This window comes from Streptomyces sp. NPDC001822 (genome assembly GCF_042892135.1).
Classification (GTDB): domain Bacteria; phylum Actinomycetota; class Actinomycetes; order Streptomycetales; family Streptomycetaceae; genus Streptomyces.
This window is the reverse complement of record NZ_JBIATW010000005.1, coordinates 120,315-134,584: the sequence shown is the minus strand read 5'-3', so window position 1 is coordinate 134,584 and position 14,270 is coordinate 120,315. Positions and strand designations below refer to the sequence as shown.

The following is a 14,270-nucleotide window of genomic DNA, read 5'->3' as shown; positions in this document are numbered from 1 at the left end:
CCGCGCCCGGGGCCTCAGCCCGCCATGCGGGTCCGCAGCCGCCGCCAGAGCGCCGGTGTCCCGCTGATCAGCACCGTCAGCACGACCGCGGCCAGCACGCCCTGCCACGGCTCCCGGAAGAGCGAACCGCCCAGGATCCCGATCAGCTGATACGTCGCGGCCCACGCCAGGCAGGCCGGCACGTCACCCCGGGCGAACTGCCTCAACGGCATCCTCCCGAGCAGACAGGCCAGCATCACCGGGATGCGGCCGGCCGGTATCAGCCGGGACAGCACCAGTACGGCCGTCCCGTGCTCCTCCAGCTTCTGCCGGGCCTGTTCGAGCCGCTCCGGAGCGGCACGCCGGGTTATCGCCTCCAGCCACTTCGAGCCGTTCTTCGACCGGACCCCCCGCTGCCCCAGCCAGTACAGACAGACGTCCCCCAGGAACGCGGCACCCGCCGCCACCGCGAAGATGACCAGCAGGGCGAACGGTGACATCCGGTGGAACGCCACCACGGCGGCAGAACTCACCAGGGCCCCGGTCGGCACCACGGGAAGCAGCGAACCGAGGGCCACGAGGACGAACAACGACGGGTAGGCGACGGCCTGCTGCGTCGACTCCGTCGGCAGCTGCCCCAGCACGTCCTCCATCACCTGCGGGCCTCCGGCCTCACATGCTCGCCGTGCCCCAGCCGGTGCACCGCCACCTCCGGCGCCAGCCTGGCCGCCTGCCGCACGAACTCGTCGCCCGGGGAGTGGAACTCGTGCGGCCGGACGCCGTCCATCCCGATCGGCCAGTACGTCCCGTAGTGCACCGGGACCGCCGAGCCGGGTTCCAGCATCGTCAGTACCTGCGCCGCGCGCGCCGCGTTCAGATGGTGGTGGCCCAGCTTCGGCCCCCAGCCGCCGACCGGCAGGAGCGCCACGTCCACCGGCCCCACCGCACCGGCCATGTCGTCGAAGAGCCCGGTGTCCCCGGCGAAGTACGTGCGGGCCTCGCCCTCGACGACGTACCCCAGGGCGGGCACCCGGTGCGGGCCTACGGGCAGCCGGCGTCCGTCGTGCAGGGCCGGCACCGCCCTGACCCGGACCTCGCCGACCCGCACCACGTCACCGGGGCCGACCTCGGTGATCCGCAGCCCGCGGACCCGGCGCAGCACCCGAAGGCCCGGGACGGCCCCGACCGCGCCGCGCGGGACGATCAGCAGGCTGCCCGGGGCGAGCCTGGCCAGGGAGGGCAGATGAAGGTGGTCGGAGTGCAGGTGCGAGATCAGGACCGCGTCCGCCACGGCGGCCCGCGGGGGCGGGACCTCCCCGCGGCGGCGCCGCAGATGTGCGAAGCGGCGTACGAACAGCGGATCGGTCAGCACCCGGACCCCGGAGTCCTCGATCGTGCAGGTGGCATGACCCCACCACGTGACCTCCACCGCTCCGCCTCCTCGTCCGCGCCGCCGACATGGCCGTACCCGTACGAGCGTATGCGCTCCACGCCCTCCCCACGCCGGAGTGCTCCTTCACGCCGGTTCCGGCACGGGCAGGCGCGGTTACACAGGGCTACCGGCGGGGTAGGGTCGTCGCCAGCATCCGAGCACGGGGGGATCCGTTCATGGGGGACGTCGTCGGGGACGTACGGGTGGCGGCCATCGCCAGTCTCACGCCGCTCGAGGAGCTCGACGGCGACCCCTTCCTCGTCGACACCCGCAGCCAGCACGCCATGTGCGCGCGCTGGGCCGCGGACCAGGGATACGTCGTCACCCGCCAGCTGCGCGTGTACGGGCTGCGCCCCGACCACCACGCCCTGTGGGGCGGCGCCGGAGCGCAGGTCGAGCTGTTCGTGGCCCCCAACGACCGGGTGCTCGCGCGGGCGCTCGTCTCCGTGCCCGACTTCGAGGCGGAGTGCCGCAGGCGAGGTGTCCGGCTCGAACGCGCGGGCCTGGACGAGCCGGTGTACACGGCGCGCACCAAGGCCGGCGTCCACCGCAGGCTCTCCATGCCCACCGCCGGCTACGACGGAAGCTGACCGCCCGGGAGCCCGCAGGGTGTCCGGCCCCGGGCCCCCGCACAGGGGCCCGGGGAGCCCCGGGGAGGCTATGACAGGCTTGACGCGGGTCCGTGACGAACACCGGGCCCCGACGTGAGGTGGAGCGGTGTGAGCGACGGGCGTTGGCGGACGGCGGGGGGAGCCCTCCTGCGCGTGACCTCGGTGTGGGCCGTGTCCACCCTCACCATGCTGGCGCTCGCGGGCGTCCTGCCCGATTTCCGGCTCCAGTCCGCGGACGGGGACAGCATCACGCGGACCGCGTTCACCGCGGCCTGGGGTGCGGGCGCCTTCGGGCTCCTCTCCGCCCTGGTGTGGCCCGTACTCGTCAGAGCCCTGCTCGTCGTGCCCGCCCTCGTGCTGGGCGCGCTGGTCTTCTTCCTCAACGGATCGCTGCTGCTGATAGCCCTGCGGCTCATACCGGACGGACGCGGCGACGCCGCTCCGGAGACCGCCGTCGTCGTCGCGGCGGTCATGTCCGCGGTCGCCTCCGCGGCGTCCACGGCGCTCGCGGTCCGCGACGACGACGCCTACCGGCGCAGGCTCTCCCGCCTCGCCGACCGGCGCCGCAGGCGCGACGGCATCCCCGGATCCGCGGACCGCGGCCGCGGCGGGCCGCCGGGGATCGTGTTCGTCCAGCTCGACGGGGTGGGCCACCGCGTGCTCGAACGGGCGGCGGCCGACGGCGTCATGCCCACCGTGGCCGGGCTGCTGGCCGACGAGGCGGGCCACCGGCTGACCCCCTGGACGACCGACTGGTCCAGCCAGACGGGCGCGAGTCAGCTCGGCATCCTGCACGGCACCAACCACGACGTGCCCGCCTTCCGCTGGTTCGAGAAGGAGACCGGCACCGTGATGGTCTCCAGCAGACCGGCGAGCGCCCTCGAACTCCAGCGCAGAGCGATAGCCCGCACCCGCTACGGCGGCCTCCTCACGGTCGACGGCGCGAGCCGGGGCAACCTCTTCGGCGGCGGCGCCGACCAGCTCGCCCTGGTCCTCTCGATGGCCGCCAGACGTGGCAAGGGGCGCCGGTCCAGGGCGGGTTACTTCGCCTACTTCTCGGACCCCGCCAACGCGGTCCGCACCTTCCTGTCCTTCGTGGCCGAGGTGTGCCGGGAGATCGGCCAGTCCACCCTGGCCCGGGCGCGCAAGGAGTCCCCCCGGGTCAAGCGCGGCGGCCTCTACCCCTTCATCAGGGCGTTCGCGACGGTCGTCGAGCGCGACGTGGTGGTCTCGGCGGTGATCGGCGACATGTTCGCCGGACGCACCGCGGTCTACGCGGACCTGGTCGCCTACGACGAGGTCGCCCACCACTCCGGACCGCACAGCCGGGACGCGGAGAAGGTCCTCGCCCGGCTCGACCGTTCGCTGGGCCTCATCACCAAGATCGCGGACCACACCCCGCGCGACTACCGGATCGTGCTGCTCTCCGACCACGGCCAGAGCCCGGGTGAGACGTTCGCGGGACGGTACGGCCTGACGCTCAGGGACCTCGTACGGGCCGGCTGCGGGCTGCCCGTGCCGCGCCGGGCGCAGCGCACCCGCAGCGCCTCGGAGGCCCGGGACGCCGTGCGCACGGCGCTGCACAGACCGGTCGGCGGGCGCGAGGCCGAGCAGCCGGCCAAGTCGTCCGACCCGGTCGTGCTGGCCTCCGGAAACCTCGGTCTGCTCTCCTTCCCGGACATCGAGGGCCGCGCCTCGCGCGAACAGATCGACCGCCGCTGCCCCGCACTGCTCGGCACGCTCGCCGCACACCCGGGCGTCGGCTTCCTGCTCGTGCGGAGCGAGAAGCACGGGTCCGTGGTGCTCGGCGCGGGCGGGGAGGAGGTCCCGGTCGCTGAGCTGACCGACGGGCAGGGGCCGATCGCCGTATTTGGCGAGGGCGCGGCGGACGCGGTCCGGCGCACCGACACGTTCCCGCACGTCGCCGACGTCATGGTCAACTCGATGTACGACCCGGAGAGCGGGCGGGTGCACGCCTTCGAGGAGCAGATCGGCTCGCACGGAGGACTGGGAGGCGAACAGTCCCGGCCGTTCCTGCTGTGGCCGCGCACACTGGCGGATCCCCTGGACGCGGTGGCAGCCGCCGCCCCCCGGGAGCGGGTCCCGGCCGGTCTCGTGGGGGCGGAGGCGGTCCATCTGGTGCTGGCACGCTGGCTGCGGGAGCTCTCCGGGCCCCAGGTGCCGCTGCAACCGGGCGGCGTCGACGGTGCCGTGCACGCTGACGGGGCCGTACACGCGGACGGTGCCGTCCCGGACGGGCCCGTCCGTCTCCTCGACCGGCGGCTGCCGGACGGGCCGCACGACGGGGACTCCGCGCGCGCGGTCACACCCGCGCAGGCGTCACCGAGCGAGCGGCCGCCGCACGGGGAGCCGCTCCACGACGACGTGCCGGCGCGGTCCGGGCGGGACCAGCCGCTCACGGACTCCGACGACGCCGTCCGCGGCGCACACGGCTGACCGGGCACCCCAGGGCGGGCGTCACGCGGACTCGCGCCGCACCAGAGTCGGATGGAAGACCACCGACGGCTCGGGACGACCGGACTTGCCGATCTGCTTCAGGAGCAGCCGGGCCATCTCGGACGCCATCTCCTCCACCGGCTGACGGACCGTGGTGAGCGGGGGATCGCAGGCGAGCGCCGCGCTGCTGTCGTCGAAGCCGACCACCGCCACGTCCCCGGGCACGTCCCTGCCCGCCCGCAGCAGCACGGGAAGCGCACCCAGGGCCATCAGGTCCGACGCGATGAACACCCCGTCCAGACCCGGGCGGTCGCGCAGCAGCTTCCGCATGGCCGACGCACCGCCCGTGTGCGTGAAGTCCCCTTCGGCGACCTCCACGTCCCCGATCCCGTGCCCCGCCAGCGCGTCCAGGAACCCGTCCAGCCGCGCCTGGCCCGCGGGCCTGTCCTGGGGGCCGGCGATGCTGGCGATGTGCCGCCGTCCCAGCGACACGAGCAGGTCGGCGGCCATCTGCGCCCCGGCGCGCTGATCGGCCTCGACGTAGGTGAGCGGCGAGGGGCGGAGCGGCCGGCCGGCGAGCACGGCGGGCAGCCGGGTGTCGTGGAGCAGGGCGGGGAGCGGATCGTCGGCGTGCGAGGAGATCAGCACCACACCGTCCACGTGGCCCTGACGCAGATACGACAGCAGTTGGTTGCGCGAGGCCTCGTCGTCCGCCAGCATCAGCACCATCTGGATGCCCGCCGGGCGCAGCACGTCGAGCACGCCGCCCACGACCCGCCCGAAGTGCGGGTCGGAGAACATCCGGCCGACGAACGGCTCGGCGACGGGGCGCCGTTCACGCTCCGACACGACCAGGGCGATCGAGTCGGTCCGCCGCGTGACCAGCGACCGCGCGGCGCGGTTGGGCACGTAGCCCGTCGTGGCGACCGCCTCCTCCACCACGCGTCGCAGAGCGGGGTCCACCGTGGTCGCACCGTTGATCACCCGGGACACCGTGGCCCGGGAGACGCCCGCCACCGCGGCCACGTCCTCCAAGGTGGCGGGGCGTACGGGCGGTGAAACGTCGGCTGTCATGCAGTCTTTATACCGGGTGATCCGATGGGCAGGCGAAGGGTTCCGGCACGTCAGTGGGCCTGCCCGCACAAAGGGCGGCCAGGGCGGCCAACTGCCCGCCGCGAGCGGTCACGAGGTCCCCCGCCCGCTCCCGGGCTTCCGCACGGGTGCCCGCGGACACCTCCGCGCGCGACACCTCGGCGGACTGCCGCAGATGGTCGTGGATCTGTGCCACCAGCAGGGTGCCGAAGGCGCCGCCCCGTGCCGCACGGGCGTCGTCCAGGTCCTGGACCGTCACCATGCCCGGCATGTCGTGCCCCCGGTGCGGATCGGTGTCCGGAAGCCCCATCAGGTCGCGCAGCCGGCGCAGTTCCGCCAGTTCCACCGCGTGTTCCGTGCGAAGGCGTGCCGCCCAGGACCGCAGCCGCGGGCCGGCGGCCTCCCGCGCGGCGAGATCCAGCAGCACGAGGGCCTGCTCGTCCATGGGGATCATCAGCTGGACCCACGCGGCGTCCGTGGGGTCGCCCGTGGGTTCGCCCGTGGGCGTCGGTGACGCGGTCGTGGGCGGCGGCCCGGAACCGCGACCCGGTTCCGGCCCTGCCGTACCGGCGCACGAGGTCAGCAGGACGAGCAGGAGAAGCGTTGTCGCGGTACGGCGAGCCGCCATGGGCAGTGATCCTCGGACGGGGCGCCCGCCCGCGCCGCGAGGGCTCGGGCGGGCGCCGCTGGACAGGGAGAGGGGACGTCAGGGAGTGCCGTCGGCACCGCACTTGATGATCGCATTGATGCAGTCGCGCACCCGCTGGGCCATCTCCGCCTCGGGCCACACGTTGAAGAAGTCGCCGTGCATCGTGTAGCCGCGGCCCGAGGCCAGTCTGAAGCGGGCGGGGTCGCCGTTGACCGGATAGCGCAGGACCTGGCGGAGTTTGGGCACCGGAACGGGATGCGTCGACGGGCAGGCGCCGCCCACCGGGTACGCCATGTGGCTCTTGTGGTCGGCGGAGTCCAGATCCCTGCCGTTCCAGCACTGCGGGAAGTCCAGATAGCTCTCCATCATCGAACCGGCCGGGCAGTTGACGAAGTCGTGGGACGGATCGACCTCACCGTGGTGCAGACACGACCACCGCGAGATGGTGTTGTCGTTCGGACCCGTGGCCTTCGCGTTGCCCGCGACGATCCGCAGCCCGCGCGGGAACGGCTTGATGGTCCGGATGATGTCGTCCCGGACACCCTCGCCGAGGTAGTAGAAGGTGGTGCCGGTCGGCTCCACCTCCCTGTCGCCGTCGTACAGGGTGGGGACCCAGTAGGAGGAGAGGTCGGTCCTGGGCGCGCAGCTGGTGCCCGCCCTCTCCAGGGACGCCAGGTCGGAGTGGGCGTTGGTGGAGTCGTTGCCGAAGAAGCTGTGCATGTGCGAGGCGCCCGGCAGGTTGGGCAGCACGATCGGGTCGTCGGGTGCCCGGTGCGTGTAGGGACACTCCGCCAGGAACTCGGCGACCCGGACCACGTCCGCGGCGGCCCCGGGGCCGTTCCGTCCGGCGGCGGCGTTGCCCACGTTCGCGTGGACGAGGGAGAGGGCGAGCGCGGCGGCGGCGAGCCCGTACCGCCACGGGGCCGGGGACCTGCGCCCGCGGTGTTCGGTCATACGTCTGCGGAAGAAGAGCACGGCACTCCTGTTCTGAGGAAGTGGGGTTCCTCTGACCGGTCGTCCGGTCAGGGTAGAGAGCGCTCTCTCATGGAACGTAAAAGCGTGACGTAGGCATGTCAATACGCTGGACCACCCCCTCAATTACCTGCTGCTTGCACGGAGTTGAACGTTCGAAGAGTGGGAGAGCGCTCTTTCCCGCCGTCGTGCGACCGCGGGTCCGGCGGCGTTGTCAGTGGTGCACGGCAGGATGGTGTTCATGACGACGAACTCAGCCGGCGCGCCCGCCGACACCGCCGCCTACGCGGCCGCCGTGGAAGAGGCGAAGCGTGCCGCCGCCGCGTACTACGCCGCAGGTGAGAGCAGGCTCGACGACGACGCGTACGACCGCCTGGTGCGTGGGATCGCCGCCTACGAGGAGGAGCACCCGCAGGAGGTGCTGGACGCGTCGCCGACCGGCAAGGTGGCGGGTGGGGCCGCCTCGGGGGACGTGCCGCACACCGTTCCCATGCTTTCGCTGGACAACGTCTTCTCCGCCGAGCAGTTCGTCGCCTGGACCGCGTCCGTGGAGCGGCGGATCAAGCGGCCCGTCGCCGCCTGGAGCGTCGAGCCCAAGCTCGACGGCCTCGCCGTCGCCGCGCGCTACCGGCAGGGCCGCCTGGAGCGGCTGATCACCCGGGGCGACGGGGCGGCGGGCGAGGACGTCTCGCACGCGGTGGGCGCCGTGCTCGGCCTTCCCGCGCGGCTCGACGCGCCGGTCACCCTGGAGGTGCGTGGCGAGATCCTCATGACCGACGAGCAGTTCGAGCAGGCGAACGCCGTGCGCACGGAGCACGGAGCGGCCCCGTTCGCCAATCCGCGCAACGGGGCGGCGGGGACCCTGCGGGCCAAGGACCGCCCCTACCGCGTGGAGATGACCTTCTTCGCCTACGGTGCGCTCGCCCTTCCGGACTCCGGTGAGCTGACCGCCACCCTCGCCGGACTCCCGCACAGCGAGGTCCTGTCGTACGTCGCCGGGCTCGGTGTGCACACGGCCGCCGACACCGCGGTCGCCCCGCGCACCGTCACCACGGCCGAGGAGGTGCAGGCGGGGGTGGACGACATCGCCTCCCTGCGTCCCTCGCTGCCCTTCGGGATCGACGGCATCGTGATCAAGGCGGATCTCGCGGCGGACCGGCGCGACGCCGGCTCCGGGACGAGGGCGCCGCGCTGGGCCATCGCCTACAAGCTGCCGGCCGTCGAGAAGGTCACCCGGCTGCTCGGCGTCGAATGGAACGTGGGCAGGACCGGCATCATCGCGCCGCGTGCCGTCCTGGAGCCCGTCGAGATCGACGGATCCACCGTCGGGTACGCCACGCTGCACAACCCGGCCGACATCACCCGGCGCGATCTGCGCCTGGGCGATCACGTGATGGTCTACAAGGCCGGCGACATCATCCCCCGCATCGAGGCGCCCGTCGCACACCTGCGGACGGGTGACGAGAAGCCGATCGACTTCCCCGAGGTCTGCCCGCAGTGCGGCTCGGAGATCGACATGAGCGAGCAGCGCTGGCGGTGCATCCGGGGCCGCGACTGCCGGGTGGTCGCCTCCGTCTCGTACGCTGCCGGGCGCGACCAGCTCGACATCGAAGGACTCGGCGCCACCCGGGTCGTCCAGCTCGTCGACGCCGGCCTCGTCCAGGACTTCGCCGACCTGTTCACCCTGGAGCGGGAGCAGCTCCTGTCGCTGGAGCGGATGGGGGAGACCTCCACCGACAACCTGCTGGCGGCGATCGACGCGGCCAGGGCGCGGCCGCTGTCCCGTGTCTTCTGCGCCCTCGGTGTGCGCGGCACGGGACGCTCCATGTCCCGCCGCATCGCCCGCTACTTCGCCTCCATGGACCGCATCGTCGCCGCGGACGCCGAGGTGCTCCAGCGGGTGGACGGCATAGGCAAGGAGAAGGCGGCCGCCGTCGTCACGGAGCTTGCCGAGCTCGCGCCGCTCATCGCCAGACTCATGGCAGCCGGGGTCAACATGACCGAGCCCGGCGCGACACCCCCGCCGGAGCCGGGAGCCCAGGAAGGCGACGGCGCCGAGGGGCCCGCGTCCACCGGCCTGCCGCTCGACGGCATGACGGTCGTGGTGACCGGTGCCATGACCGGCGTCCTGGAGAAGCTGTCGCGCAATCAGATGAACGAGCTGATCGAGCGGGCCGGCGGCAAGTCCTCGTCCAGCGTCTCGAAGCGCACGAGTCTGCTGGTCGCGGGCGAGAAGGCCGGTTCGAAGCGGGTCAAGGCCGAGGACCTCGGCGTCGAGATCGCCGCACCCGAGGCGTTCGCGACCCTGGTGGAGGCCTATCTCGTCGCGGAGGGATAGAAGGTCAACGGCGAAATGGGCCTTGGAATCTCCGTGAGAATGGTGTTTCCGATTCCTGTATTGCATAGTGAGGGTTCGATCGGACCTCGCAATCAGCGGGTTGTGGACCCGACGGGCGGGTGACGGCCGCGCCGGCGGTCCGGAGGGTGTGGGGGCATGCGTTCTTCACGTGACGGACGGCGGCGCGAACGGCCCGTCCCCGGAGGATGGCGGGCACCCTCCGGTCGCCTTCGCCTTCGCCTTCGCCTTCACCGTCCCGGTGCGGCCCGCGTGCCGGCGGTCGACGGCGGTCCTGTGCTCGTCGTCGACATGGGCGCGGAGCTGACCGAGGTCGCGCTCCTCGCCGACGGTCTGATCGCGGACGCCCGTCAGGCCTACACCGGGCTCACCGATCTGGAACCGGACGCGCTCCCCGCCGGACTCGCCGTCGGCGCCCTCGACATGATCGCGGCCATATGGAGAGAGGACCGGCACGGCGCGGTACGCGCAGCCCTGCGACGCGGTCCGGTGCTGATCGGTGGCGGCGCGCTGCGTAGCGATGTCACCGGCCTGATCGGGCCTCGGCTCGGAGTGACCGTACGCACACGGCCAGGACCCGCGCCGTTCGTCCCGGAACGGCTGAGGTGAACCACCGGACGGGGGCGCACCCGAGCAACGCGCCTCCGTGGCCCCCGCACCCACGGCCGCCAGGGGTCCGGGTGGGCCACGCCGTCACCGCGCTGCTCCTGGCGGTCCTCACTCTGCTGGGCGGCGGGCCCGCCACGTCCCGAACGCCTTCGCCCGCACCGGGCACCGAGGCCCGGGCCACGGCGGCTACGCCTGTTCCTGCGGCCTCCGCCCCGGTCCCCGCCGCGCGACCCCGGCGTGGGAACTCCACCACCACCGCCGGGGACGGTGCCCTCCTCGCGTACGCCGTCGCAGCGGGACCGGCGGTGTCGTACGCCCCCGGTCCCGGGACGGCGTACGCCCTTGATCCCGGCGCCGGGCACCGGCGCGGTCATCCCACCGCGCGGGTCTCCGGCCCCCCGGGGACCGACCCGGCCGTCCCCGGACGGCTCACCGAGGCCGTGCCCCCGCACGCGCCACGGGCAGGCGTCGAACGCCCGTCCGCCCCGCTCCACTTCCCCCCGCCCGGCCACGGCGCACCGCCGACGCCGCCGGCGGCACTCGCCGTGCCCGTCGGCGCCGGGCCGGGGCCGGCCGGAGACGGCCTCTCCCCGCACGGCCGGAACGGGGCCGCACTGCCCGGGGTGCGTGGTCCCCCCGAGGTGACGGCCGGTCAGCCGGCCGTCCACGAGCCCTGTTCCACAGACCTGGCGTCCCGCCCCGTTCGACCTCTCTGAGTCCGGGGCGGCCGACGCCCGCTCGGGAGGATTCCCATGACTCGCGCCACCACGGTGCGGGCGGTTCTGGCTGCCGCCGTACTGCTCGCCTCCGTGTTCATCACCCTGACCATGTCTCCCGCACTCGGCCTGGACCTCCAGGGCGGCACCCGCATGGTGCTGCAGGCCAGGGACTCGGACACCGCCGAGGCGGACCGGGAGAGCACCGATCGCACCATGGAGGTCCTCCGTCAGCGCATCGACTCGCTCGGCGTCGCCGAACCCGTCCTGACCCGGTCGGGAGAGAACCGGATCATCGTCGAACTGCCCGACGTCCAGGACCCGCGCCAGGCCGCCGACGTCATCGGCAGGACGGCCCAGCTCGGATTCCACGCGGTGCGGGGCCCCGGCGATCCAGGCGCCCCCGGTGGTACGGGACGGGACGACGAGCCCAAGGCCGGGCAGCGGGAGAGCGGGCCGACGCTGCCGGACGAACAGGGGAGCCCCCTGGCGCTCGGTCCGGTCCGCCTGTCCGGGGCGGGAGTCGCCGACGCCACCGCCGACTTCGACGCCCAGCAGGGCACGGGCTGGACTGTCGCCCTCGACTTCCACAAGGGCGCGGGTGAGCGGTGGACCCGGCTCACCGGGGACGCCGCTTGCCACCCGGCCGGGGACGAGAGGCGCCGCGTGGCGATCGTCCTCGACGGGAAGGTCATCTCCTCGCCCCAGGTCGATCCGTCGGTCGCCTGCGACGCGGGGCTGCCCTCCGCGTCCACGCGCATCACCGGTTCGTTCAGTGCCGACGAGGCGCGCGATCTCGCCCTGCTCATCAAGGGCGGCGCTCTGCCCGTACCCGTCGAGATCGTCGAACAGCGGACGGTCGGCCCGACGCTCGGCGCCGCCGCCATCGAGGCCAGTGCCGCGGCCGCCCTGATCGGCGCGGCTGCCACGGCGCTCTTCATCACCTTCGTGTACCGGCTCTTCGGCGCCCTGGCGGCCCTCGCCCTCGCGGCGTACGGACTCATCTCCTACGCCGTGCTCGTCGCTCTCGGAGTCACCCTCACCCTGCCGGGGCTCGCCGGGTTCGTCCTGGCCGTCGGGATGGCGGTGGATGCCAACGTCCTCGTCTTCGAGCGGGCCCGCGAGGAGTACGCCGCCAGGCCCGGCCGCTCGCTGCGCTCGGCACTGACCGCCGGCTTCCGCAACGCCTGGAGCGCCGTCGCCGACTCCAACGTCACCACCCTGATCGCCGCCGCGCTCCTGTTCCTCCTCGGCTCGGGACCCGTCAGGGGATTCGGGGTGACACTGGCCATCGGCGTGCTGGTCTCGATGTTCTCCGCCCTCGTCATCGCACGGGCCCTCACCGAGTTCGCGGCCGGTTCCCGGTTCGTCGGCGACTACCGCGAGGTGAACGGCATCGGCCTGCCCGGCCGGATCCGTACCCGGACCGCGGCGCGCGGCCCCCGCCTCTTCCGGTCGCCGGGCCGCTGGCTGACGGCCTCCGTGGTGCTCGTCCTGATCGCCGTGACCGGCATCCTCGTGCGCGGGTTGGACCTCGGGGTGGAGTTCACCGGGGGCCGGCTGGTGGAGTACTCCACCAGCCGGCCCGTCGACGTCGAGACCGCCCGCGACACGATCGCCGCGGCGGGTTTCGAGGACGCCGAGGTCACCACCGCGGGCGGCGGGGACCTCTCCGTGCGGACGGGGGACCTCGACGACGACGGGGAGCACGCCCTGCGATCGGCCCTGGCCGAAGAGGGCGGCGAGACCACCAAGGTGCGCGACGAGCGGATCGGCCCCAGCCTCGGCGACGAACTGCGCCGCAACGCGCTGATCGCGCTGGGCGTCGCCGTGCTCGTGCAACTCGCCTATCTGGCGGTGCGGTTCCGCTGGACGTTCGCCGTCGCGTCCGTCGGGGCGCTGGTGCACGACGCCGTCGTGCTGGTCGGCGCGTTCGCCTGGCTCGGACGTCCGGTGGACGGGATCTTCCTGGCCGCTCTGCTCACGGTCATCGGCTACTCCGTCAACGACTCGGTAGTGGTCTTCGACCGGGTACGGGAGCTGTGGGCGGGCAACCGCCGTTCGCCGGTATCCGAAGTGGCAGGCCGCGCCGTCCTGCAGACCGTGCCCCGCACGGTCAACACCGGGGCGGGTGCCCTGTTCATCCTGGTCGCCCTCGCGGTGCTCGGCGGCGACTCGCTCGAGGACTTCGCGCTCGCGCTGCTCATCGGCATCTGTGTGGGTACGTACTCCTCGGTGCTGACCGCCGTCCCCGGGGCGATTCTGCTGGAACGGAGCAGCAAGGCCCCGCCGCCCGTTGCGAAGCGGCCGGGCGCGAAGCCGGCCCGGCGGGGACGCCGTGACCCCGCCGACAGCGGGGCGCGGGTGTAGCACCGCGTGCGGCCGGGGCCCGCCGGGGCGCCCGGTGCCGGACGGAGGCGATCCGGCACGCCGGGCAGGGCGAATGCGCTCCTGCCCGGCGCGTACGGGCCGCACCGGCGCACGGCTGCGGCACAATCCCGATCACGCCCAGCGATCGGAGTCCGCCGCTCATGCCCGTCGTGCTGCGTGACGCCTGGGCCGCACTCGTCCCCGACATGGACGGCCCGGACGGTCCCCTGCCGCCGCTCCTGCTGGCCCTGACCGTGCTCACCGGGCTCGTCGACGCGTTCAGCTACCTGCTCCTGGGACACGTCTTCGTCGCCAACATGACCGGCAACGTCGTCTTCCTGGGTTTCGCCCTCGCGGGTGCCCCCGGTTTCTCCGTGCTCGCCTCGGCGGTGGCCCTCGTGTCGTTCGTGGCCGGGGCCTGGTCCGGCGGGATCGCGGTGCACCGGGCCCGCGCGGACCGGGGCCGACGGCTGCGGAACGCACTCCTCGTCGAGACGGTCTGTCTGGCCGCCGCCCTCGTCGTCTCCCTCGCCTCGGGCGGCCCCTACACCGGGGGCGCCCGCTTCGCGCTCATCGCGCTGCTCGGTCTCGGCCTCGGTGTGCAGAACGCCGCCGTCCGGGCCATGGCCGTCCCCGACTTCACGACCACGGTGCTGACCCGGACCCTCACCGGCACCGTCGCCGACAGTCGGTTCGCCAAGGGGCCGGGAAGCAGAGTGGGCCGACGGGGACTCTCGCCCGCGGCCATGCTGGCCGGCGCCGTGGCGGGAGGCACCGCCGTGCTCGGCGGCCCACGCGAACTGCCCCTGCTGGCCGCCGTGCTGATCCTGCTGGGGGTCGTCGCCGTCACGGTGCTGCTCGGCCGCGGCGACGCTCCGTGGACGCGGCCGGACGCCACCACCTGACGGCCCCCTCCGCGGGCCGCTCCACCGTGCCCGTCGGCCACCGGGCGGGGGCGCCGTCCGTGTCGGGCGCGACAGCGGACGTCCGGGACCGTAACGTCACGGGCACCGCCGTCCGTGCCGCA

Annotated in this window: 11 protein-coding genes; 6 read left to right on the top strand and 5 right to left on the bottom strand. The window is 73.6% G+C overall.

Going from position 1 to position 14,270, the window contains the following annotated elements; all coding sequences use genetic code 11:
• Window positions 1-14: 14 nt before the first annotated feature.
• Together ACFYY2_RS13895 and ACFYY2_RS13890 are read right to left on the bottom strand one after the other, a co-directional pair.
• Window positions 15-632 carry a DedA family protein gene (locus ACFYY2_RS13895; RefSeq protein ID WP_388741612.1) on the bottom strand — a complete coding sequence of 206 codons (618 nt, stop codon included), beginning with the start codon at window positions 630-632 and terminating at the stop codon, window positions 15-17.
• A complete protein-coding gene (locus ACFYY2_RS13890) occupies window positions 632-1,408 on the bottom strand; it encodes an MBL fold metallo-hydrolase (RefSeq protein WP_388741610.1) in 777 nt (258 codons plus the stop codon). Before ACFYY2_RS13890 ends, ACFYY2_RS13895 begins: the two co-directional genes overlap by 1 nt.
• Before the next feature lie 179 nt (window positions 1,409-1,587).
• Between ACFYY2_RS13890 and ACFYY2_RS13885 the strand changes: the two genes are divergently transcribed.
• Together ACFYY2_RS13885 and ACFYY2_RS13880 are read left to right on the top strand one after the other, a co-directional pair.
• On the top strand, window positions 1,588-2,001 hold the full coding sequence (locus tag ACFYY2_RS13885; RefSeq protein WP_388741608.1) for a hypothetical protein: 414 nt from the start codon (window positions 1,588-1,590) through the stop codon (window positions 1,999-2,001).
• A 129-nt stretch (window positions 2,002-2,130) separates the two neighbouring features.
• Window positions 2,131-4,479 (top strand): alkaline phosphatase family protein, encoded by a 2,349-nt coding sequence (locus tag ACFYY2_RS13880; protein WP_388741606.1) that lies wholly within the window; start codon window positions 2,131-2,133, stop codon window positions 4,477-4,479.
• A 21-nt stretch (window positions 4,480-4,500) separates the two neighbouring features.
• Here the strand turns inward: ACFYY2_RS13880 and ACFYY2_RS13875 are convergent, their stop codons facing one another.
• The 3 genes from ACFYY2_RS13875 to ACFYY2_RS13865 all read right to left on the bottom strand — a co-directional run bounded on the left by ACFYY2_RS13875 (window position 4,501) and on the right by ACFYY2_RS13865 (window position 7,195).
• Window positions 4,501-5,553 (bottom strand): LacI family DNA-binding transcriptional regulator, encoded by a 1,053-nt coding sequence (locus ACFYY2_RS13875; protein WP_388741603.1) that lies wholly within the window; start codon window positions 5,551-5,553, stop codon window positions 4,501-4,503.
• Between the two features lie 7 nt (window positions 5,554-5,560).
• Window positions 5,561-6,199: a DUF305 domain-containing protein gene (locus ACFYY2_RS13870; RefSeq protein ID WP_388741601.1), complete on the bottom strand. Its 639-nt coding sequence runs from the start codon at window positions 6,197-6,199 to the stop codon at window positions 5,561-5,563.
• A gap of 78 nt (window positions 6,200-6,277) precedes the next feature.
• Window positions 6,278-7,195: a DUF1996 domain-containing protein gene (locus ACFYY2_RS13865; RefSeq protein WP_388741599.1), complete on the bottom strand. Its 918-nt coding sequence runs from the start codon at window positions 7,193-7,195 to the stop codon at window positions 6,278-6,280.
• Between the two features lie 238 nt (window positions 7,196-7,433).
• Between ACFYY2_RS13865 and ligA the strand changes: the two genes are divergently transcribed.
• The 4 genes from ligA (at window position 7,434) to ACFYY2_RS13845 (ending at window position 14,148) form a co-directional block, all read left to right on the top strand.
• The gene (ligA, locus tag ACFYY2_RS13860; RefSeq protein WP_388741596.1) at window positions 7,434-9,530 is read left to right on the top strand and encodes an NAD-dependent DNA ligase LigA; all 2,097 of its coding nucleotides are present in this window, start codon (window positions 7,434-7,436) and stop codon (window positions 9,528-9,530) included.
• Window positions 9,531-9,800: 270 nt separating this feature from the next.
• The gene (locus ACFYY2_RS13855; protein ID WP_388741593.1) at window positions 9,801-10,157 is read left to right on the top strand and encodes a hypothetical protein; all 357 of its coding nucleotides are present in this window, start codon (window positions 9,801-9,803) and stop codon (window positions 10,155-10,157) included.
• Between the two features lie 752 nt (window positions 10,158-10,909).
• Window positions 10,910-13,243, top strand: a complete 2,334-nt coding sequence (secD, locus tag ACFYY2_RS13850) for a protein translocase subunit SecD (RefSeq protein WP_388741590.1) — start codon at window positions 10,910-10,912, stop codon at window positions 13,241-13,243.
• A 161-nt stretch (window positions 13,244-13,404) separates the two neighbouring features.
• Window positions 13,405-14,148: a YoaK family protein gene (locus ACFYY2_RS13845; protein WP_388741587.1), complete on the top strand. Its 744-nt coding sequence runs from the start codon at window positions 13,405-13,407 to the stop codon at window positions 14,146-14,148.
• Window positions 14,149-14,270 lie beyond the last annotated feature (122 nt).